We start from the raw sequence: 20478 nt of genomic DNA, 5'->3' as shown, positions 1-20478 counted from the left end.
ACAATACCCGCCATTCGCTGTCATTCGGCTGCGCTGCGCCACTTCCTCGCTGTGCTTCGCGCGGGGCCGCAGCCACCTCGCACCCAAGCAGGCTCTCCAACATGCACTGTCCCTTCTGTGGAACTCATGAAACCAAGGTCACGGATTCCCGACTGGTGGTCGAGGGTGACCAGGTGCGGCGGCGTCGCCAGTGCGCGGCCTGCGGTGAGCGTTTCACGACCTACGAAACGGCGGAGCTGGTCATGCCGCGCGTGGTCAAGGGTGACGGTTCGCGTGAGAGCTTCGATGAGCACAAGCTGCGTGCCGGCATGCTGCGCGCGCTGGAAAAGCGCCCGGTTTCCTCCGAGCTGATCGAGGCCGCGGTGGAGCGCATTCGTCAGCGTCTGCGTGCCACCGGCGAGCGTGAGATCGAGGCGCGGCGCATCGGTGATGAGGTCATGCAGCAGCTCAAGCGGCTGGATCAGGTCGCCTATATCCGCTTCGCTTCGGTCTATCGTCGCTTCCAGGATCTTGATGAGTTCCGCGCCGAGATCGACCGTCTCGCCCAGGAGCCCAGTTTCCTGCCGGGCGAGGAAGACGCGCGGCCCTGATGTCTCGACACGGTCATCCTTGCAGATGACCTCGAGGCCTGTGTCTGCGGCTCTGTCGCGTCACGCTGCGTGGCTCAGGCCTCGGGGTAGTGGCCGCCGCTTGGGCTACGCCTGACCTTCTCTCGTTTCACGCCAAGGTATCGCATGTCTCTTTCTCCTCATGCTTCTCATGCTCCCCGTGACAGCCACTCTCACGAACGCAGTGCTCCCTCGGCGCGTGATGCGCGCCACATGGCCCACGCCCTGCGCCTGGCGCGACTGGGCAGCTACACGACGCAGCCCAATCCGCGTGTCGGCTGTGTGCTGGTAGAGGCCGAGACCGATGAGGTGATCGCGAGCGGCTTTCACGTGCGTGCCGGGGAAGGGCATGCCGAGGTCAATGCGCTGGCAGAGGCGGGTGAGCGCGCGCTGGGCTGCGTGGCCTATGTAACGCTGGAGCCCTGCTCCCACACCGGGCGTACCGGCCCTTGCTCGCTGGCGCTGATCGCGGCGGGCGTCTCGCGGGTGGTGATCGCGATGCGTGATCCGAATCCGCAGGTCGCCGGGCGCGGCATCGCGCTGCTGCAGGGCGCGGGCATCGCGGTGACGGTCGGGGTGATGGAGCAGGAGGCGCGAGCGCTCAACCCCGGCTTCCTGTCACGCATGGAGCGCGGTCGGCCCTTCGTGCGCCTCAAGCAGGCCATGAGCCTGGACGGTCGCACGGCGATGGCCTCCGGCGAATCCCAATGGATCACCGGCCCCGAAGCGCGCAGCGCCGTGCAGCGTCTGCGTGCGCGCTCCAGCGTGGTGATGAGCGGCATCGAGTCGGTCATCTTCGATGATTCGCGCCTCAATGTGCGCGCCGACCAGCTCGGGCTCGAAGACCATCCGCTGGGGCTCGAGGCGCTGGTGGCGCGTCAGCCGTTGCGCGTGGTGGTGGACAGCCATCTGCGTCTGCCGCTGGCGGCGCGCATTCTGGCGCAATCCGGTCGTACGCTGCTGGTATGTGTCGCGGATGAGACAGCGGCGCTGGCTGAGCGACGTACCTTGTTGGAGGCGGCCGGTGCCGAGGTGTTGGCGCTGCCGGCAGGCGCGGATGGCCGCGTGGACCTCGAGGCCCTGCTGCGCTATCTGGCCGAGCACGAGCAGGCCAACGAGGTACTGCTGGAAACCGGCGCGGTGCTGGCCGGGGCCATGATTAATGCGGGGCTGGTCGATGAGATGCAGCTCTTCATGGCTCCGACGCTGCTGGGCGGCGAGGCTCGCCCGCTGCTGGCGCTGCCGGGGCTGGATCACATGGCGCAGCAGCGCCGGGTCGAGATTCGCGATATCCGGGCGGTGGGGCGTGATTGGCGCATCACCGCAGTGCCGTTGGCATCGCCAGACCCGCAGGAGAGCGGCGACTGATTTCTTCTTGTCACGCAAGCACTTGCCGCCGTCTGGCGACAGCGGCGTCGCTGGGTGCTGGCGCAAAACGGGGTGGCGGGGTACCCTGACGCCCGACTTTTTGATAATACGCGTGGGTCCAGCATGGGCCGGCGCAGCCCGTAAAGTGGAGCAAGCATGGCGCTATCAGGCATCGCAGCACTCGTCGAGGATATCCGGCAAGGCAAGATGGTCATCCTCATGGATGACGAGGATCGTGAGAATGAAGGCGACATCATCATCGCCGCGGAAGCCGTGACAGCCGAGCACATCAACTTCATGGCACGCCACGCGCGTGGCTTGATCTGCATGCCGATGTCGCGTGAGCATTGCGAACAGCTCCAGCTGCCACTGATGGTTCAGGCCAACGGTTCCGGCTTCGGCACCAAGTTCACGCTCTCCATCGAGGCCACCGAAGGCGTCACCACCGGCATCTCGGCGGCTGACCGCGCCCGTACCGTGCAGGCTGCCGCCGCGCGCAATGCGCGCCCGCAGGACATCGTCCAGCCGGGGCACATCTTCCCGCTGATGGCGGAACCGGGTGGCGTGCTGCGTCGCGCTGGCCATACCGAGGCGGCCTGTGACCTGGCGTCCATGGCGGGCTTTGGCGCAACCGGCGTGATCTGTGAGGTCATGAACGACGACGGCAGCATGGCGCGTCGGGAAGAGCTCGAGCGCTTCGCCGCCGAGCACGACCTCAAGGTCGGCACCATTGCGGACCTGATCGAATATCGCATCCACAATGAGCAGACCGTGGAAGTGCTGGACAGCGAGCAGGTCGAGACCGCCTTCGGCGAGCTGACGCTGCACTGCTTCAGCGATCGCATCCAGGGCCGTCACCACCTGGCGCTGGTCAAGGGCACGCCGGACGCCGAGTCTCTGACCACCGTGCGCGTGCACGTGCAGGACCCGATGCGCGACCTGCTGACCCTGCGTCAGCCGGGCAGCAGCAGCTGGGCGCTCAATGATGCGCTCGCCGAAGTCGCCGCCGCCGATGCCGGCGTGCTGGTACTGCTGGACACCGGCAGCGACGCGATGGACTACAAGGATCGTCTCGATGTCTTCCTCGGACGACGTCGTACCCCGCGCACCAACGAATCCGATGGTGCGGGCAATTATCTGACCACCGGTACCGGTGCCCAGATCCTTCGGGATCTCGGTGTCGGCCGGATGCGTCTGCTCAGCTCGCCGTGGAAATTCTCTGCCCTGTCCGGGTTTGGCCTCGAAGTGGTCGAACTGGTCGGCAGTGATGACACGGCAGGCGAGACATGCGCAGACGCCGCAGGCGCGTAAGCGCTTCGGCACCCCAAATGGCGGGGGAGGTCGCGCTCTTCTGGCGGCCTTCCCCGGTATGATTGATATCCCCGCCCCGGTTCTCCGGGGCGCTAGCATTGTGGACTGACCATGCAACCGATTGCTCAACTCGAAGGCACTTTCACCAATGTCGATGGCCGTTACGTCATCGTCGTCGGGCGTTTCAACCACCATGTCGTCGACAGCCTGGTGGAAGGCGCGGTCGATTCTCTCGTACGCCACGGCGTCGATGAGGAAAACATCGACCTGATCCACGTGCCGGGTGCCTGGGAAATTCCGCTGGCCGTCAAGGCCGTGCTGGCCAAGGTCAAGCCGCACGCCGTCATCACGCTGGGCGCGGTGATCCGCGGTGGTACGCCGCACTTCGAATATGTCGCCGGTGAGTGCAACTCCGCGCTGTCGCGTCTGCAGCTCGAATTCGACACCCCGGTCGCCAATGGCGTGCTGACGGTGAATTCCATCGAGCAGGCCATCGAGCGTGCCGGCACCAAGGCTGGCAACAAGGGTACCGAAGCGGCCATGGCGGCGATGGAAATGGTCTCCCTGCTCAAGGCCATGGGAGGTGACGCGTGAGCGAACGCAAGGAACGTACCGAGCGCGAGCCGTCCAAGCAGCAGCAGGCGCGTCGCGCCGCTCGCGAGCTGGCCGTGCAGGGCATCTACCAGTGGCAGATGACCGGCAAGAACATGACCACCATCGAAGCCGAGTTCCGTGGTCAACAGGTCGACGATGACGTCGAGCTGCACGAGAACTGGGTCGAGGTGATGCGCATCGCCGACCAGGCCCTGTTCCACGAGCTGCTGCACAACGTGCCGCGCTTCCAGAAAGAACTGGATGCCAGCATCAGCCCGCTGCTCGACCGTCGCCTGCAGGATCTCGACGAGATCGAGCTGGCCATCCTGCGTCTGGGCGCTTACGAGCTGTCCAAGCGCATGGAAGTGCCGTATCGCGTGGCGATCAACGAAGGGGTCGAACTGGCCAAGACCTTCGGTGCCACCGACGGGCACAAGTACGTCAACGGGATCCTCGACAAGCTGGCAGTCAAGCTGCGCAGTGCCGAGGTGACCCAGGCCCGCCTGCGCTGACATGCCAGGTGAATTCGAGCTGATTGCCCGCTACTTCCAGCGCGATCTGTCCGGGGCACCGGGCGTGTTGCTGGGGCCGGGTGACGACTGTGCACTTCTTGCCGCCAGTGATGGCATGCAGATGGCGGTCAGTGTCGATACCTCGGTGGCGGGGGTGCACTTCCCGCCGGATGCGCCTGCGGCGTCCATTGGCCATCGCGCCCTGGCCGTCAATCTGTCTGATCTGGCGGCGATGGGCGCGACCCCGCGCTGGGCGTTGCTGGCCCTGACGTTGCCGGATGTGGATGAAGACTGGCTGCATGGTTTTGCAGCCGGTTTCCACGCGCTGGCGGATCGCTACGGTATCGCGCTGGTAGGCGGCGACGTCACGCGCGGCCCGCTCTCCATCACGATCACCGTGCATGGCGAGCTGCCGTGCGTGCTCGAGCCTGCCCAGCAGGCCGACAGCGTGACCCGCCCGATTCTGCGGCGTGACGGCGCCCGTGAGGGGGACCTCATCGCGGTCACCGGCCTGCCGGGGTTGGCGCATGCTGGCCTCAAGGCCTGGCAGGATGGCGTACGCGATGTGCTGAATCCTTGCCTGGCGGCCTACCTGCGACCAGAACCGCGGGTCGATGCGGGGCTGGCGCTGCGTGAGCTGGCCAGTGCGGGCCTGGATGTCTCCGATGGCGTGATGGGCGACCTGGCACACATCTGTCGTGCCAGTCAGCTGTCGGCGGCGCTGGAGCTTGGCGAACTGCCGCTGGCGCCGGAGCTGGTCACGGCGCTGGGCGAGCAGGGCGCCCGCGAGGCGGTCCTCAATGGCGGCGACGATTACGAGCTGTTGCTCACGCTGCCCGCAGAGAACCTCGAGACGGCCAGGCTTGCCCTGCGTTCACTCAACCTGTCCTTGAATGTCATCGGTCGCATGCAGGCGGCGGGCAGCGATGCGCCGCGCGTGATGCTGATGGACAAGGGCGTTGAACAGGCAGCGACAGGCCAGAGCTGGCAGCATTTCTCTGCCTCGCAGGCTTCTGTCACACAGGGCTCTGACACACAGGTCTCTGCCACGCAGGCCTCTGGGCCAGACGGCTCCTGCGGCGATGCGTCGCCACGCAACGCGAACGGGGTGGCACCATGAATCGCGCTCCCGCCAGTGTCTGGCGGCGCCCCGTGCACTTCCTGGCCTTCGGGCTGGGCAGTGGTACCGCGCCCTTTGCACCGGGCACCTTCGGTACTCTCGCGGCCATCCCGTTCTACTGGCTGATGACCAATCTCACGCTGTGGCCGTATCTGGCCATCGTGCTGGTCGCGTCGCTGGTCGGGATCTGGATCTGTGATCGCACCTCGCGCGATCTCGGTGTGCATGATCACTCCGGGATCGTCTGGGACGAATTCGTCGGCTATTGGATCACGATGGCCGCCGTGCCATTCTCTTGGCAGGCAGCGCTATGGGGCTTCGTGGTCTTCCGGGTCTTCGATATTCTCAAGCCATGGCCGATTCGCTGGGCCGACCGCCGGGTTGCCGGTGGCTTCGGCATCATGCTGGATGACGTCTTCGCCGGTATCTATGCCTGGTCGACGATGCATCTGTGGCTGTGGTTGCACTGACGCTTCGCTGCCTTGGCGGCGAGGCTCACGCACATGTTTCACTGATGGAAGCAGATGCGACAAGAGGCACCGCGCAGACGGTGTGATGCTCCAATAACGGACAAGGGTTAATGCGATGGGCAAGGGACTGGTAACCGCGACGGCAGTGGTCGTCATCGGGGCAGCCGGCTATGTCGGCGGCGTGGCTTACTCAAGCCAGCGCTTTGAAGATGAGATGGCCCGCATGGTGGCAGAGCTCGACAGGAGCTCCGACATCAAGGCGACCCGTGAGGATGTCGACAGCGGCTGGTTCGGCTCCACGGGCCGGGTAGAGATGGAACTCGCCACCGGGGACGGTGAAGGTCCCATGCGCATCGTATTGCCCTATGAAGCCGGCCACGGCCTGCTGTCGACCACCATGCAGGGCAACGTCAAGGTGCTGTACGGTACGCCGTCACGCGACGTCTTCGCCGAAGTGCTCGGCGATGGCAAGGCGATCGCCTTCGATGGCAGCGTCGACAACTTCAGCGGTGCCAGCGACACCACCCTGACCTTGCCGGCCTTTGACTGGCAGGACCCGGAGAGCGGCACGCGCATCGACTTCCAGGGCGGCGAGCTGCTGGCCTCCCACGATGGCGGTGACACGCCGGAAATCACCGTGGATGGCGAGATCACGCCGTTCGATATCACCAATGGCGCCGAGAAGGTCAGCGTCGGCACCCTGAGCCTCAATGGCATCTATCGCGGGGCGGACAATGACTTCCGTCAGGACGACAAGATCGTGCTGGACACCCTGACCATCGACAACGGCACCGGTCAGCCGCCGGTGGTCGCCAGCGATATCCGTTACAGCGGTGAAACGCGTCTGGACCCGACCGAGCTGCGCTATCTGATGAAGCTGTCGGTGCAGGATGTCAGCGCGGGTGATCAGCAGATGGCCAGCGGCGACGTGTCCATCTCGATCGACCGTCTGCAGGGCGCGGCTGTCTATGACTTCATCACCCAGCTGCAGGGCTTGCTGGAAGAAGCGGGCAAGCCGTTCGAGGAGCTGAGCGAAGAGCAGCAGGTCGCCATCCTCGAGAAGGTCGAAGCGCCGCTGTTCACCATGCTGAGCACCTCTCCGCGCATGACGCTGGAATCGCTGAATGCCAAGAGCGATGCCTTCGGTGTCGACATGCAGGGTGATGGCCAGATGATTCTCGATGGTGCCGACATCACCGACCTGACCATCCAGGAGCTGCAGACCGTGCCAGGTCAGCAGGCCTTCCTGAATCGTCTGAGCGGGCGCTTCGAGTTCCGCAACGTGCCGCCGATGATGGCCATGATGGCGGGTGTCTCTCCGCAGGCCGCCGACCGCAACCTCGTGGTCGAGATCGACGGTGACAGCGTGAAGATCAACGGCACCCCGATCTACTGAGGGAGATGCGCGGCGCTGGTGTCACGAAAGCTCAGTGACGCTAGCGCCACGCAGTATGCTGGAAACGACAATGCCCGCCTCATGGCGGGCATTGTCGTTTCCAGGGGGCGCATCAGGTGCCACCCTGAACACGCAGTGTTGCGCCCCCGGTGCGGCAAGCCTGCCTTGATAAAGTGGCTCACTGGCCGCATTGGTGGAGATGATCGCCTCAACCGAGGCCTGGTTTCATGAGGGTTGCATGCCACGTCACGAAGAGATTTCCGATAACGACGATATTCTTGCCGGCTTCGAGGATGACAGCCAGTCACAAGAGCCTTCTTCTTCCGCCTCGGGTGGGCTGGTGCCGAGTGGTGACCAGCTGCCGGAGCGCATCTACCTGCTGCCGATTCACAATCGCCCGTTCTTCCCGGCCCAGGTTCAGCCGCTGGTGATCAACAAGCAGCGTTGGGCCGAGACCATGCAGCTGGTCGGCAATACGCCGCATCATGCTGTCGGTCTGGCCTTCGTCGGCGATGTCGAGGTCGATGAGCTGGGGGTCGAGCACTTCCCCGAGATCGGCTCCGCCGTGCGCGTCCACAAGCCCGAAGATGGCGATGACCAGGTGCAGTTCATCGCCCAGGGGCTGCGCCGCTTCCGTATCACGCGCTGGCTGTCGCGCAAGCCTCCCTATCTGGTCGAGGTCACCTATCCGCGCGAGCCGGTCGATGCCGAGAGCGATGAGGCGCGCGCCTACGCGATGGCGATGATCAACGGCATCAAGGAGCTGCTGCCGATCAACCCGCTGTACGGTGAGGAGCTCAAGCAGTACCTCAACCGCTTCAGCCCGCATGAGCCCGGCCCGCTGACCGATTTCGCCGCCGCCATCACCTCGGCCAAGGGCGCTGAGCTTCAGGAGGTGCTGGAGTCGCTGCCGGTGATGGAGCGCATGCAGAAGGTGCTGCCCCTGCTGCGCAAGGAAATCGAGGTCGCACAGCTGCAGACCGAGATCTCCCAGCAGGTCAACGCGCAGATGGAGAAGCATCAGCGCGAATTCTTCCTGCGCGAACAGCTCAAGGTCATCCAGCGTGAACTGGGCATCTCCAAGGATGATCGCGAGAACGACGTCGACACCTTCCGCGGCCGTCTCGACGAGCTCAAGGTGCCGGAGCGGGTCCAGTCGCGCATCGATGATGAGCTCGACAAGCTGTCGGTGCTGGAGACCGGCTCGCCGGAATACGGCACTACACGCAACTATCTCGACTGGCTGACCTCGCTGCCATGGGGCATCACCTCCACCGATCAGCTCAATCTGGCGCATGCGCGTACCGTGCTCAATCGCGATCACGATGGGCTGGATGATGTGAAGTCACGCATCGTCGAGTTTCTGGCCGAGGGCACCTTCAAGGGCGATGTCGGCGGCTCGATCCTGCTGCTGGTCGGCCCGCCCGGCGTGGGCAAGACCTCCATCGGTCGCTCCATCGCCCAGGCGCTGGGGCGCGAGTTCTATCGCTTCTCCATCGGCGGCATGCGCGATGAGTCCGAGATCAAGGGTCATCGCCGCACCTACGTGGGCGCCATGCCCGGCAAGCTGGTGCAGGCGCTCAAGGAGGTCAAGGTCGAGAATCCGGTGATCATGCTCGATGAGATCGACAAGCTGGGGCAGTCCTTCCAGGGCGATCCGGCCTCGGCGCTGCTCGAGGTGCTCGATCCGGAGCAGAACGTCGACTTCCTCGATCACTACCTCGATGTGCGCCTCGATCTCTCCAAGGTGCTGTTCGTATGTACCGCCAATACGCTGGACAGCATCCCCGGCCCGCTGCTGGACCGCATGGAGCAGATTCGCCTCTCCGGCTACATCGCCGAGGAGAAGATGGCGATCGCCAAGCACCACCTGTGGCCGAAGCTGCTGACCCGCGACAACATCCCCAAGAAGCGCATCAATCTGAGTGATGCTGCGCTGCGTCAGGTCATCGAGGGCTATGCGCGTGAGGCCGGCGTGCGCCAGCTGGAGAAGCATCTGCACCGTATCGTGCGCAAGGCGGCGGTGAAGTTGCTGGAAGAGGAGCTTCCGACCGTGAAGGTCTCGGTCAAGAATCTCGAGGAATTCCTCGGTGCGCCGATCTTCCGTCGCGAGAAGGTCCTGGCCGGCGAAGGCGTGGTGACCGGGCTTGCCTGGACCAGCATGGGCGGTGCGACCCTGCCCATTGAAGCCACCCGGGTGCATGGTCTGACACGTGGTTTGAAGCTGACCGGCAAGCTGGGCGACGTGATGCAGGAGTCGGCCAACATCGCCTACTCCTACACCCTGGCCAATCTCGAGGCCTACGATGCCGAGGCGGACTTCTTCAACGAGTCCTTCATTCACCTGCACGTGCCTGAAGGCGCGACGCCCAAGGATGGCCCCAGCGCCGGCGTGACCATGGCCACGGCGCTGATGTCGTTGGCCAAGCATCAGGCGCCGCGCAAGGGGCTGGCGATGACCGGTGAGCTGACCTTGACCGGTCAGGTGCTGCCGGTGGGCGGCATCCGCGAGAAGGTGATCGCGGCGCGGCGCAGTGATATCTACGAGCTGATTCTGCCGCAGGCCAACCAGCGCGATTACGATGAGCTGCCGGAATACCTGAAGGAAGGCATGATCGTGCACTTCGCGGCGCGCTACGCGGATGTCTCGCGTGTGGTCTTCGACAGTGACAGCGCCCAGCGTCATTGAGTAGTGTGTGATCAGCGGCGAGGCGTGAGTGACAAGCGCTGATTGCCTGGCCCTGAGCGCCAGATGCTGAGCGCCAGATGTTGAGCTCAACCAGCGCCGAAATCAGCCGCAAGACGACAGAGGCCCCGCCAATTGGCGGGGCCTCTGTCGTCTTGCGGCTGATTTCTTCTTGCTGTGCTTTCTTCTTCCTTGGCTTGGGTCTGTCGATTCCGGGAGAGTCTGGGAGAGCGATTGGAAGGGCGATTGGAAGAGTGATCGGGAGAGTGATCGAGAAAGGGACTGGGCTGGCTAGCTCGTGCTCAGGCGGTGTCGAGTTGCTCGAGGACGGCCGCCTCGGCGGCATTGCGACCGACGCTGGCGATGCCGTTGTCGCGCCCGGATTCCGACTTGTACATCTGACTGCGACCGATCTGCTGGCTGTTGGCGGCCAGCAAGGTGAAATAGAAACGTCCGTCCTTGGCGACTTCCCGAGTGAAGCGTTTTTCCTCGACGGCATTCTTGCGCACGGATTCCACGCCGTTCAGGCAGCCGCGCTTGTCGGCATAGCCCTGACTCTGCAGGATCTTCTCGCCGTTGCCTGCCTTCAGCGCAAAGTAGAACTTGCTGTCCTTGCCCCGAGTGATGACGAATTTTCCGGCCATGGGTGACTCCTGTTCCTTGTGGGGTGTCTGGCATTGCCTGATGTGTCGTCCTTCAGTGTAATCAGCGCCTCCCGCCGCAGGCCCACGCTAGAGGCCGCTTCATTCAACGCTTTCGGCGCTTGTCGGCATCTTTCGGGGCTGCTGGTGGCGTGGGCGGCGCTATCTGGTAGGCAAGCGGGGCCGGTACATGACAGAATTGACCCTAGGCAGACAGCGTTGACCCATGAGGCACGCGTCTCCTCTGGACACCAGGCGTGCGTACCCCGAGCGGGACGCCGCCTGACCAAAACAGAAGCCGCTCCCGTGCGGAGTGATTCTGCAGCGGATTGCGCAGAAGGGTGGCGTCAGTTTCCTGATCTTGCCAGGCGCAATTCCATGAATCAGTCCCTCTTCGCACAGGAGAGCGGCCAAGCATTGAATGAGGTTTACCATGCCAGAGTATCGCTCCCGTACGACCACCGCAGGTCGTAACATGGCCGGCGCTCGCGCCCTGTGGCGCGCCACCGGCATGAAAGATGGCGACTTCCAGAAGCCGATCATCGCCGTTGCCAACTCCTTCACCCAGTTCGTGCCGGGCCACGTCCACCTCAAGGACATGGGGCAGCTGGTCGCGCGAGAGATCGAGAAGGCCGGCGGCGTCGCCAAGGAATTCAACACCATCGCGGTCGATGATGGCATCGCCATGGGCCACGACGGCATGCTGTATTCGCTGCCGTCGCGTGACCTGATCGCCGACAGCGTCGAATACATGGTGAATGCCCACTGTGCGGATGCGCTGGTGTGCATCTCCAACTGTGACAAGATCACCCCGGGGATGCTGATGGCCGCCATGCGCCTCAACATCCCGGTCATCTTCGTCTCCGGCGGCCCGATGGAAGCCGGCAAGACCAAGCTGCTGGATCACGGCCTCGATCTGGTCGATGCCATGGTCATCGCCGCCGATGACAGCGTCGACGACGAGACGGTCGCCGAGATCGAGCGCAGCGCCTGCCCGACCTGTGGCAGCTGCTCGGGCATGTTCACGGCCAACTCCATGAACTGCCTGATGGAAGCACTGGGTCTGGCATTGCCGGGCAACGGCACCGTACTGGCCACGCACTCCGATCGACGTCGTCTGTTCGAGAACGCCGGGCATCGCATCGTCGAGCTGGCGCGCCGTTACTACGAAGGCAACGAAGAGCACCTGTTGCCGCGTGCCATCGGCTCCCGCGCCGCCTTCGCCAACGCGATGACGCTGGATATCGCCATGGGTGGCTCGACCAACACCATCCTGCACCTGCTGGCCGCCGCTCAGGAAGCCGGTGTCGACTTCACCATGTCCGACATCGACAAGCTGTCCCACAGCGTGCCGCAGATGTGCAAGGTGGCGCCGAACACCCAGAAATATCACATCGAGGATGTCCATCGTGCCGGCGGCATCATGGGGATCCTGGGCGAGCTGGATCGTGCCGGCGTGCTGGATACCTCCGTGCCGACCGTCTACGGCGACTCGCTGTCTGCGGCGCTGGAAGAGTGGGACATCATGCGTTCGCCCACTGATGAAGTCGTCGAGTTCTATCGTGCCGGGCCGGGCGGTATCCCGACCCAGACCGCCTTCTCGCAGAGCGCGCGCTGGCCGAGCCTGGATGGTGATCGCGCCCAGGGCTGTATCCGCGATTACGACCATTGCTTCTCCACCCAGGGCGGCCTGGCCGTGCTGTACGGCAACATCGCACTGGATGGTTGCGTGGTGAAGACCGCTGGCGTCGATGACTCCATCCTGGTCTTCGAAGGCCGTGCCTACGTCTGTGAGTCCCAGGATCAGGCAGTGGAAGACATCCTGGCCGACAAGGTCAAGGAAGGCGACGTCGTGATCATCCGCTACGAAGGGCCGAAGGGCGGTCCGGGCATGCAGGAAATGCTCTACCCGACGTCCTATCTCAAGTCCAAGGGGCTGGGCAAGGCGTGTGCGCTGCTCACCGACGGTCGTTTCTCCGGCGGTACCTCGGGCCTGTCCATCGGTCACGCGTCTCCGGAAGCGGCGGCGGGCGGTGCCATCGGTCTGGTCGAGCATGGCGACACCATCCTGATCGACATCCCGAATCGCACCATCAACGTCAAGCTGAGCGACAGCGAGCTGCATGAGCGCCGTGAAGCGATGGATGCCCGCGGCAAGGATGCCTGGAAGCCGAGCATCCAGCGCAACCGTCGTGTCTCCGCCGCGCTCAAGGCCTATGCCTTGCTGGCGACTTCCGCTGACAAGGGCGCCGTGCGCGACCTGAGCAAGCTGGACTGAGAATCGGCTTCAGATATCTGACCCGGTCTCTGAGCAGGCCTCTGCGCAAGCCTGTGTGACTCCTGTATGTCTCCTTTGTGAGTACTGAGTGAGTGCTGAGTGAGTCAAACGACAACGGCCACCCTTCGGGGTGGCCGTTGTCGTTGATGGGGATGTGTCTGAAGGGCATCCGTGGCAGGTCGCACACACGAAAGACCGCACTCAGGGCAGATCGGGCGAGGGGAAGCCGCTCGGGGCCTGGGGGCTTGCGAAGGTGTCCGTCGGGATGACCGGCTCAAGCTCCAGGAAGCGCACGCGATTGCGTCCCTGGCGTTTGGCCTTCTTGAGTGCGTGCTGGGCGCGCTCGCAAAGCTCGAGCTGGTTGGCCAGCGTGAGCGTATCGGGCGCCGGGTGATAGCAGGTCAGCCCGATGCTGCAGGTGACCGGCCCATCGAGTCCATGCAGTTCTGCCGTGGCATGACGGACGCGCTCGGCGAGGATGATGGCGCCGCTGGAATCGGTCTGGCCCAGCACCGCAATCAGCGAGCCATCATCACGCTGGCTGAGCAGGTCGCTCTTGCGTGTCGCGTTGCGCAGGATGGTGGAGACCTGCTGCAGAGCGCGGTCTCCTGCGGCGCGGCCGTACTGGCGATTGAAGTCGGTAAAGGCATCCACGTTGAGCAGCAGGATCGACAGTGGCTGCCCGTGGCGTGCACTGCGCGCGATCTCGCCATCCAGCTGTTGATCGAAGATCTCCGTGGGCAACAGCTTGTCCAGCACCGACGGCACGGCCGGGCCCGGGGGCGCCATGCTGGCCAGCTTGTGCCGCATGCGGGCCAGGCTCTCCTCGTGGGAGCGTCGCTCGCTGAGGTCCTGGTGCTGGCTGAGAATGACGCCGGAGTGGCTGTCGATCACATCCAGATGCAGCATGACTTCGATGATCTGCCCCTGTCTGCCCAGATAGCGATGCGGCTGCTCGAAGTGGGTGATCTCGCCGGCCTGCATGGCCAGAAGCGCCTCCTGACAGGCCTGCATGTCAGCCGGGTGGGAGACATCCTCCAGCGCGCCACGCTGCAGTTCACTCCTCTCCGTCCCCAGCAGTTGGGCCAGCGCCGGATTGAGACGTGTCCAATGGCCATGGAAGTCCATGATCGCCATCGGGAGCTGGCAGCGCGAAAACAGCAGCTCCATCTCCTGGTAGGCGAGGCGCAGGTTGCTCAGTTCACTGGTCAGCCGCTTGCGCGCATTCTCGCGATCGATCAAGCCTCCCAGCAGGCTGGCCAGTGTCTCGACCAGTGCACGATCGCTGGCGCTGAAATCTGCCGCGCGCGGTGAATTGTCGCCGAAGCAGACGGTGCCGGTCAGACGGCCTTCGGTCCACACCGGGGCGGCGATATAGCTCTGGAAGGGCATCGACTTGAGGGCCGGATGAGCCTCGAGTGCTGGCGTAGTCGCGATATTGGCGTAGGCGATGCAGCCTGCCTGCTCAACGACTTCATTGCAGAAGGTCTCGTTCAACGGTGCGATCGCGCCCTCGACCTTGCCGGGCGGCGGATTGACCGCCGCCATGATTTCATAGCGATTGGCCTCTGCATGGCCGAGGATGCCGGTGGTCATCCCCAGCAGGCGGCAAGCGGTCACCAGGTACTCTCTGAGCTGTTCGCTGAAGGTTCCCGCAGGGGCGAGTGTCAGGGCAAACAACGCTTGCAGCTGGGCGGGTCCGAGATTCTCATTGAGGAAGACAGTCGCGGCGGCGGCTTGTGGCGAGAGCTCTGAGGTATCAACTGGACTCGAGTGCCCCGAAGAGGGTGGTCGCGCGGGCGGGGTAGGCAGCATGTGACATCCTTATCTTGCATGTTGCGGGGAGAGGGAATGACCAAAACACGAGTATGGTGGCTGGGAGCGATGAACGGGCGTTTTACTGGGGCAGAAAATCAACTGTTCATTTACGTAAGACTAACGGGGCCTTTCGAGGTGCGACTGGATTGGAGACGCGCCAGGCCATGACTCTGGTGGTGGTACAAAAGAAACGGGGAGGCCGGTCGATGGCTGATCGACGGCCTCCCCGACAAGTTCTTTCTCTGCCCACCATGATGCGTCGTCATGCGTGGCAGAGTCTGTGTGCTGCTCGTCCTGTCATCCGTGTCCTGTGCCGTTTCACACCTGGTGTCACCGGTGGGGCAGGCAGGATCCCGCTGTTGTCATGCGTATCGTTGTTGGCTCAGGCGGCTTCGGCCAGCTGAGGTTCCGCTGTCGCTTCCATATCGATGGCTTCCAACGCCAGTTCGATCGAGAACCAGTTGTCGTTCAGCCACAATTCCAATGCTTCATTGCTCATGCACATCGTCAAGTCTCCCCGAGAGTAGTGGCAAGCGCGTGTGTGTCATGGTGTGCTGCCGGTAAGCAGCAAATATCAGTATGGCGTCTCCTTGCCGAGAGCGAATGAAGTTTGCGCGACGATATGATGTCAGCAGCCTCGGATAGCGAAAGCAGGACATCACCCATGGTCATTTGACCATGGGTGATGTCCTGCTTTTCGTGAAGGATGAGTCTCTCAGTCTCGAGAGCTTGCTTGCCGGGATAGCCTTTCCTTGCCAAGGAGCGCTTCAGGCTGTTGACGAGGCGTCAGGCTGTTGGCGTGGTATCAGACTGGAGGGAGCGAGCCTCAGCGGCGAGTGAAGGAGCGCAGCAGGCTGCGAATCAGCGTCCGTCCCAGCTGCGACCCCAGGGCGCGCATCACGGACTTGAGCAGGGTCTCCATGACACCCTGACGCTGCCTGCCACCGGAGCGTGGGGCGCTTTCTGCCACCGGACTTGTTTGCTCGGAGTCGCGGCTGGCAGCGGCTTGAGCGCTTCCATCCCGTTCTGAGGCAGGCGGCGTGGTGTCAGGCGTAGCCGCTGGTGTCTCCTCTGGCCGAACCTGGGCCGTCGCCGAGCTCGTCAGTAGCGCCTCGAGACGCTCGTGAGCCGATTCACGGTCTATCACCTCATCATAGCGACCGGCCAGTGATGAGCTTGCTAGCAGCGCTGTGCGCTCGCTGTCACTCAACGGGCCGATCCGCCCACGTGGCGGCGCGATCAAGGTGCGCTCCACCTGGGTGGGCGTGCCCTTGCTGTCGAGCACCGAGACCAGTGCCTCGCCCACGCCCAGCTCCGTGATCACCTGAGCCGTATCGAGGGCCGGGTTGGGGCGGAAGGTCTCGGCAGCGGTCTTGACGGCCTTCTGGTCGCGCGGAGTGAAGGCGCGCAGGGCATGCTGGATCCGGTTGCCCAGCTGGCCGAGCACGTCATCGGGGATGTCGGCGGGGGATTGGGTCACGAAGTAGACGCCGACCCCCTTGGAGCGAATCAGGCGCACCGTCTGCTCGAGGCGCTCAAGCAATGCCTTGGGAGCGGCGTCGAACAGCAGGTGGGCCTCGTCGAAGAAGAACACCAGCACCGGGCGGTCGGCATCGCCGCGTTCGGGGAGGGTGCGAAAGAGCGTCGACAAGAACCACAGCAGGAAAGTGGTATAGAGGCGTGGACTCTGCATCAACTCACGCCCATCGAGCAGATTGATGAAGCCGCGTGTCTGGTCTCCCTCGCCCGTGGTCGCCAGCATGTCATTGATGTCGAGCGCCGGTTCGGCGAAGAAGCGCTCGCCGCCCTGGGTGGCCAGCACATGCACCCGGCGCAGCATGGCGCCGAGACTCTGGGGGCTGACACTGCCATAGCGCTCCTCGAAGCCTTCGCGTTCACGCTCGATATGCTTGAGCAGGCTGATCAGGTCCTTGAGGTCGATCAGCTCCAGCCCTTCACGCTCGGCATGATCGAAGGCCAGGTGCATCAGGCCACTCTGGGTGTCGTTCAATTCCAGCAGGGTCGACATCAGCTCAGGCCCCATGGAAGCCACGCTGGCGCGCACTGCATGCCCGCTCTTGCCGAACAGATCCCACAGCCTGACGGGCGCGGCCTGAGGCTGCCAGTCATTGATGCCGAGGCTGGCGAGACGTTCATCGACGCGCGGATGCGGGGCACCCGCCGCGGCGATACCGGAGAGGTCACCCTTGACGTCGGCGGTGAACACCGGCACTCCCATGCGCGAAAACTCTTCAGCCAGCACCTGCAGCGTGACGGTCTTGCCGGTACCTGTCGCACCGGCGACCAGGCCGTGACGATTGGCCAGTGCCCCGGCTAGCGTGATGTGGCCCTTGGGTCCCTGTCCTGCGAGTCCCCCGATCAGCACGTCTGGCATGTGAGTCTCCTGTCATTCAGGTGATGGCGGTGCTTGCAGAGGGAGGTGTGGCGACCACTGCCGATGACCGCAGAGATGGGCGATGTCGTGGAGTCATAGGGTTACAAAATGTTTCGTTGAGTAAAATACTGCAAGCCATCTTGCGCCACTTGACGCATGGCGTCAGGCAACCGACGCGCGGCAAGCCGCCTGATGAGCGGCCAGCAGCCCATATGGGCGCTAATTAAACGCGAGCCGATATCTCACTCTTGTATAGGAAATCTGGAAGAAAGATATTTTTCTTTCCCTTCTCTGCTTGAAAGTCTGGCCCTGTAGTTCCATATCTTTAGGCATCAGGGCGCATGTGACGCAACACGCCTCGGCAGATTGGCGCTTTCGTCAAGAATGACACCAGCAGGTTCGGGTACAACTCTGGTGACGTTTTTTGAAGAATGCCTCGACAAGCAGCCGACGCGCTAGAGAGTGTTCGAGACATGCGCCGCAAAGATTTGACGCAGTACCACAAGACGTCGTTGAGATAGGTAGGAGCGTCTTGTGGAGCCTGGAACCCGAGACATCCAGTCTCGGGGTTCTTGAAGGCTTACCGGCAACGGCCGAGCGAATCATCTGCTCGTCTCTTGCAACAGACCGCTACTGGAGGATGGATCATGAAGAAGCTGACTGCTGCACTTTTCGCGACTGCCCTGGCACTGCCGACCACCGCTGCCTTTGCCGAGCACCACGAATCCAGCAACACCGGTTCCGCCAACACTGGCGCCCACTCCACCAAGGTAGAGGGCGGTACTGCTGCGGGTCATGAAGATGGCAAGGTGCATGACGACGCCGAACGCAACACCGAGAGTGGTTCTGCCAACACCAAGAAGGATTCCATGATGGTGGAAGGTGGCACGGCCCAGTCCGAGTCCGCCAAGCACGGCAAGGTCATGGACAAGGGCGAAGACCACATGGGCGTCAGCCCGGAATCCGGTTCGTCCAACACCGCTGATGGCAGCATGAAGACCGAATAAGCGTGTCTTGACGGTCTGGTCTCAGGCCAGATCCGCAATGGATCTTGCGGTGCCTGAACGAGTCGCCAGCACGACCCGCTTGAGCGCATCGCGAGTGAAACGACAAGCCCCCGCCACTGGCGGGGGCTTGTCGTCGTATGGGAGCACGTAAAGCTGGGTGTGAGGGCTAGGAAAGAAGGGGGCTGGGCCCTCGGGCGCTTGTGGCCAGTGCTTGCCAGCAATGCCTGCCATCAATCCCTTACCACCAGCGAGGGCTGTAGGTATCTTCCCCGGCCAGCAGGCGTTCGCGGGCCATGAACAGCGCCGCGATCGCGCGCGCCTCGTGGAAGTCCTCACGCGCCAGCAGCGCCGGCAGCTCATCGAGGCGGTGGCGCTCGACGACCAGCGGTTCCGGCTCATCCCCCGGCAGGCGCTTTTCGAACAGGTCGCGCGCCAGCATCACGTTCATGCGGTGATCCATGTAGTTGGGCGCCAGGCTCAGTTCGGCCAGTGGCTCGATGTTGTGCGCGCCATAACCGCATTCTTCCATCAATTCGCGATTGGCGGCGGTCACCGGGTCCTCGCCCGGGTCGATCAGGCCCTTGGGCAGCGTCAGCACATATTGCTCAGGGCCAGCGGCATATTCGCGGATCAGCAGCACGTGGTCGGGGTCGGGCATGGCGACGATCATCACCGCGCCGTGACCGCCGCTCTTGAGGCGCTCGAAGCTGCGGGTGGCGCCATTGGAGAAGGTCAACTCCAGCGCTTCGACGGCGAACAGGCGCGAGCGTGCGACCTCGCGGCGTGAGTCGATCCGCGGCGGCGTCAGCGTGTGGCTGGCGTCTGAATGACTCATGGTCGGGTGAACGGTATCTGGCGCATCATCCATCGCAAGTCCTCGCGAGGCAGTATGAGAAGAGAGAACACTGTCGCTCATCGTGGCAGGCCGCCGCGAGCGGGGCAATCACAAGCCGCCATCCCCCCTAGTTGCACATGCGCGCCCGTGGGCCATGCTTTACACTATGAGGCCAAATTTCCCTCTGGCTGACAGAATCCGATGCTTGACTGGAACACTATCGACACCGTGCTGTTGGACATGGACGGCACTCTGCTTGACCTTCACTTCGACAGCCACTTCTGGCTCGAACACCTGCCCAGGCGCTACTGCGAGCTGCACCGCCTCGATGAGGCGCTGCAGGCCGATCTCAAGGCGCGCATCATCAGCGAGTCCGGCACGCTCAACTGGTACAGCCTCGATTACTGGAGCCGTGAGCTCGAGCTCGACGTCGTCGCCCTGAAGCGTGAAGTACAGCATCTGATCGGCTATCGCCATGAGGCCGAGGACTTCCTCGCCTGGCTGCGCGATCAGCCGCAACGTGTGGTGCTGGCGACCAACGCCGACCGTCATGGCATCGACCTCAAGTTCGCGCTGACCGGCATGGGTGACTACTTCGACGCCGTGGTGTCGTCCGCGGATCTGGGCCACGCCAAGGAAGAGCAGGCCTTCTGGCACAAGCTCAACGAGATCGAGCCCTTCGATCCGGCGCGTACCCTGTTCATCGATGACAACCCTCAGGTGCTGGAAAGTGCCCACACCTATGGCATTGCCCATCTGCTGGGCGTGCGTCAGCCGGATTCGAAGCGTCCTGCGCGTGATTTCGAGCGTGTGCATGGCCTGGACGGCTTTGCGGTGCTGACGCAGGGCGCGGGCCCTGAGGTGGCCAATGCCGGAGTCTCGAGCGACGGGGAGGGCAAGGAGGCGTCATGAGCGATCAGGTACGTATCGACAAGTGGTTGTGGGCGGCGCGCTTCTTCAAGACGCGTGGCATGGCCAAGAAGGCCATCGAAGGCGGCAAGATCCAGTACAACGGCGGCAAGGTGAAAACCTCCAAGACCGTCGAGGTCGGCGCCCTGATCGAGGTGCCGCAGGGCTGGGATCGCCTCGTGGTCGAGGTGCTGGCCCTCAGCGACCAGCGCCGTGGCGCGCCCGAGGCTCAGAAGCTCTATCAGGAGACGCAGGAGTCCCGCGAGCGCCGTGAGCGTGAGGCCGAGACGCGTCGCCTCGGCAATCAGGGCATGACGCCGCCTCCCGGTCGTCCTGACAAGAAACAGCGTCGCAACATCCATCGCTTCCAGCGCCAGGATGCCGATAGCTGAGCCAGCGCGAGTCACCGCCGGGTGCCTTGGCACCGACCGGCACAATTTCCATACCGATGTGTGTCAGCACATCGTTGTTGGCGGCCTGACATGGGGGCGCTTGTGCGCTCTCCCTTCACGCCTGCCTTGAGGTCCCTC

At 63.6% G+C, this 20478-nt stretch carries 17 protein-coding genes; 13 read left to right on the top strand and 4 right to left on the bottom strand.

Features of this window, described 5'->3' with window-relative positions; translation table 11 throughout:
* Positions 1-101: 101 nt before the first annotated feature.
* From nrdR to lon, 9 genes are all read left to right on the top strand, one after another.
* On the top strand, positions 102-590 hold the full coding sequence (gene nrdR, locus QD356_RS09840) for a transcriptional regulator NrdR (protein ID WP_043331377.1): 489 nt from the start codon (positions 102-104) through the stop codon (positions 588-590).
* A 231-nt stretch (positions 591-821) separates the two neighbouring features.
* Positions 822-1976, top strand: a complete 1155-nt coding sequence (ribD, locus tag QD356_RS09835; RefSeq protein ID WP_225996358.1) for a bifunctional diaminohydroxyphosphoribosylaminopyrimidine deaminase/5-amino-6-(5-phosphoribosylamino)uracil reductase RibD — start codon at positions 822-824, stop codon at positions 1974-1976.
* A gap of 156 nt (positions 1977-2132) precedes the next feature.
* Positions 2133-3287 carry a bifunctional 3,4-dihydroxy-2-butanone-4-phosphate synthase/GTP cyclohydrolase II gene (gene ribBA, locus QD356_RS09830; protein WP_192837540.1) on the top strand — a complete coding sequence of 385 codons (1155 nt, stop codon included), beginning with the start codon at positions 2133-2135 and terminating at the stop codon, positions 3285-3287.
* A gap of 111 nt (positions 3288-3398) precedes the next feature.
* Positions 3399-3881: a 6,7-dimethyl-8-ribityllumazine synthase gene (ribE, locus tag QD356_RS09825; protein ID WP_043331374.1), complete on the top strand. Its 483-nt coding sequence runs from the start codon at positions 3399-3401 to the stop codon at positions 3879-3881.
* Positions 3878-4393, top strand: coding sequence for a transcription antitermination factor NusB (gene nusB, locus QD356_RS09820; protein WP_043331373.1), 516 nt, complete (start codon positions 3878-3880; stop codon positions 4391-4393). The genes ribE and nusB overlap by 4 nt, the downstream gene beginning before the upstream one ends.
* Position 4394: 1 nt before the next feature.
* Positions 4395-5513 (top strand): thiamine-phosphate kinase, encoded by a 1119-nt coding sequence (gene thiL / locus QD356_RS09815; protein WP_192837541.1) that lies wholly within the window; start codon positions 4395-4397, stop codon positions 5511-5513.
* Complete coding sequence (locus QD356_RS09810; protein ID WP_043331372.1) at positions 5510-5983, top strand: phosphatidylglycerophosphatase A; 474 nt, start codon at positions 5510-5512, stop codon at positions 5981-5983. The genes thiL and QD356_RS09810 overlap by 4 nt, the downstream gene beginning before the upstream one ends.
* Positions 5984-6098: 115 nt before the next feature.
* Positions 6099-7379: a DUF945 family protein gene (locus tag QD356_RS09805; protein WP_043331371.1), complete on the top strand. Its 1281-nt coding sequence runs from the start codon at positions 6099-6101 to the stop codon at positions 7377-7379.
* A gap of 238 nt (positions 7380-7617) precedes the next feature.
* Entirely contained in the window at positions 7618-10068 is a 2451-nt protein-coding gene (lon, locus tag QD356_RS09800) for an endopeptidase La (protein WP_192837542.1), read from the top strand.
* Positions 10069-10367: 299 nt separating this feature from the next.
* Here the strand turns inward: lon and QD356_RS09795 are convergent, their stop codons facing one another.
* Positions 10368-10709: a YegP family protein gene (locus QD356_RS09795; protein ID WP_043331370.1), complete on the bottom strand. Its 342-nt coding sequence runs from the start codon at positions 10707-10709 to the stop codon at positions 10368-10370.
* Between the two features lie 430 nt (positions 10710-11139).
* Here QD356_RS09795 and ilvD point away from each other — a divergent pair, with 430 nt between their 5' ends.
* Positions 11140-12984 (top strand): dihydroxy-acid dehydratase, encoded by a 1845-nt coding sequence (gene ilvD, locus QD356_RS09790; RefSeq protein WP_107336223.1) that lies wholly within the window; start codon positions 11140-11142, stop codon positions 12982-12984.
* A 201-nt stretch (positions 12985-13185) separates the two neighbouring features.
* Here the strand turns inward: ilvD and QD356_RS09785 are convergent, their stop codons facing one another.
* Together QD356_RS09785 and QD356_RS09780 are read right to left on the bottom strand one after the other, a co-directional pair.
* Positions 13186-14799, bottom strand: a complete 1614-nt coding sequence (locus QD356_RS09785; RefSeq protein ID WP_192837543.1) for a sensor domain-containing diguanylate cyclase — start codon at positions 14797-14799, stop codon at positions 13186-13188.
* A gap of 829 nt (positions 14800-15628) precedes the next feature.
* A complete protein-coding gene (locus QD356_RS09780) occupies positions 15629-17197 on the bottom strand; it encodes a helicase HerA-like domain-containing protein (RefSeq protein WP_192837544.1) in 1569 nt (522 codons plus the stop codon).
* 647 nt (positions 17198-17844) lie between these two features.
* On the opposite strand from QD356_RS09780, the gene QD356_RS09775 reads away from it, so the two are divergent.
* Complete coding sequence (locus tag QD356_RS09775) at positions 17845-18204, top strand: hypothetical protein (RefSeq protein ID WP_054555534.1); 360 nt, start codon at positions 17845-17847, stop codon at positions 18202-18204.
* A 238-nt stretch (positions 18205-18442) separates the two neighbouring features.
* Here QD356_RS09775 and nudE read toward each other — a convergent pair whose 3' ends face one another.
* Positions 18443-19039, bottom strand: coding sequence for an ADP compounds hydrolase NudE (gene nudE, locus QD356_RS09770; RefSeq protein ID WP_054555726.1), 597 nt, complete (start codon positions 19037-19039; stop codon positions 18443-18445).
* A 201-nt stretch (positions 19040-19240) separates the two neighbouring features.
* On the opposite strand from nudE, the gene yrfG reads away from it, so the two are divergent.
* Positions 19241-19951 (top strand): GMP/IMP nucleotidase, encoded by a 711-nt coding sequence (yrfG, locus tag QD356_RS09765; RefSeq protein ID WP_192837545.1) that lies wholly within the window; start codon positions 19241-19243, stop codon positions 19949-19951.
* Positions 19948-20340 (top strand): S4 domain-containing protein, encoded by a 393-nt coding sequence (locus tag QD356_RS09760; RefSeq protein ID WP_192837546.1) that lies wholly within the window; start codon positions 19948-19950, stop codon positions 20338-20340. The genes yrfG and QD356_RS09760 overlap by 4 nt, the downstream gene beginning before the upstream one ends.
* Positions 20341-20478: the final 138 nt, after the last annotated feature.

The organism is Cobetia sp. 2AS (genome assembly GCF_029846355.1).
GTDB lineage: Bacteria > Pseudomonadota > Gammaproteobacteria > Pseudomonadales > Halomonadaceae > Cobetia > Cobetia amphilecti.
Note: the sequence above shows the minus strand (reverse complement) of the source record. Positions and strands in the feature narration are given on the sequence as shown.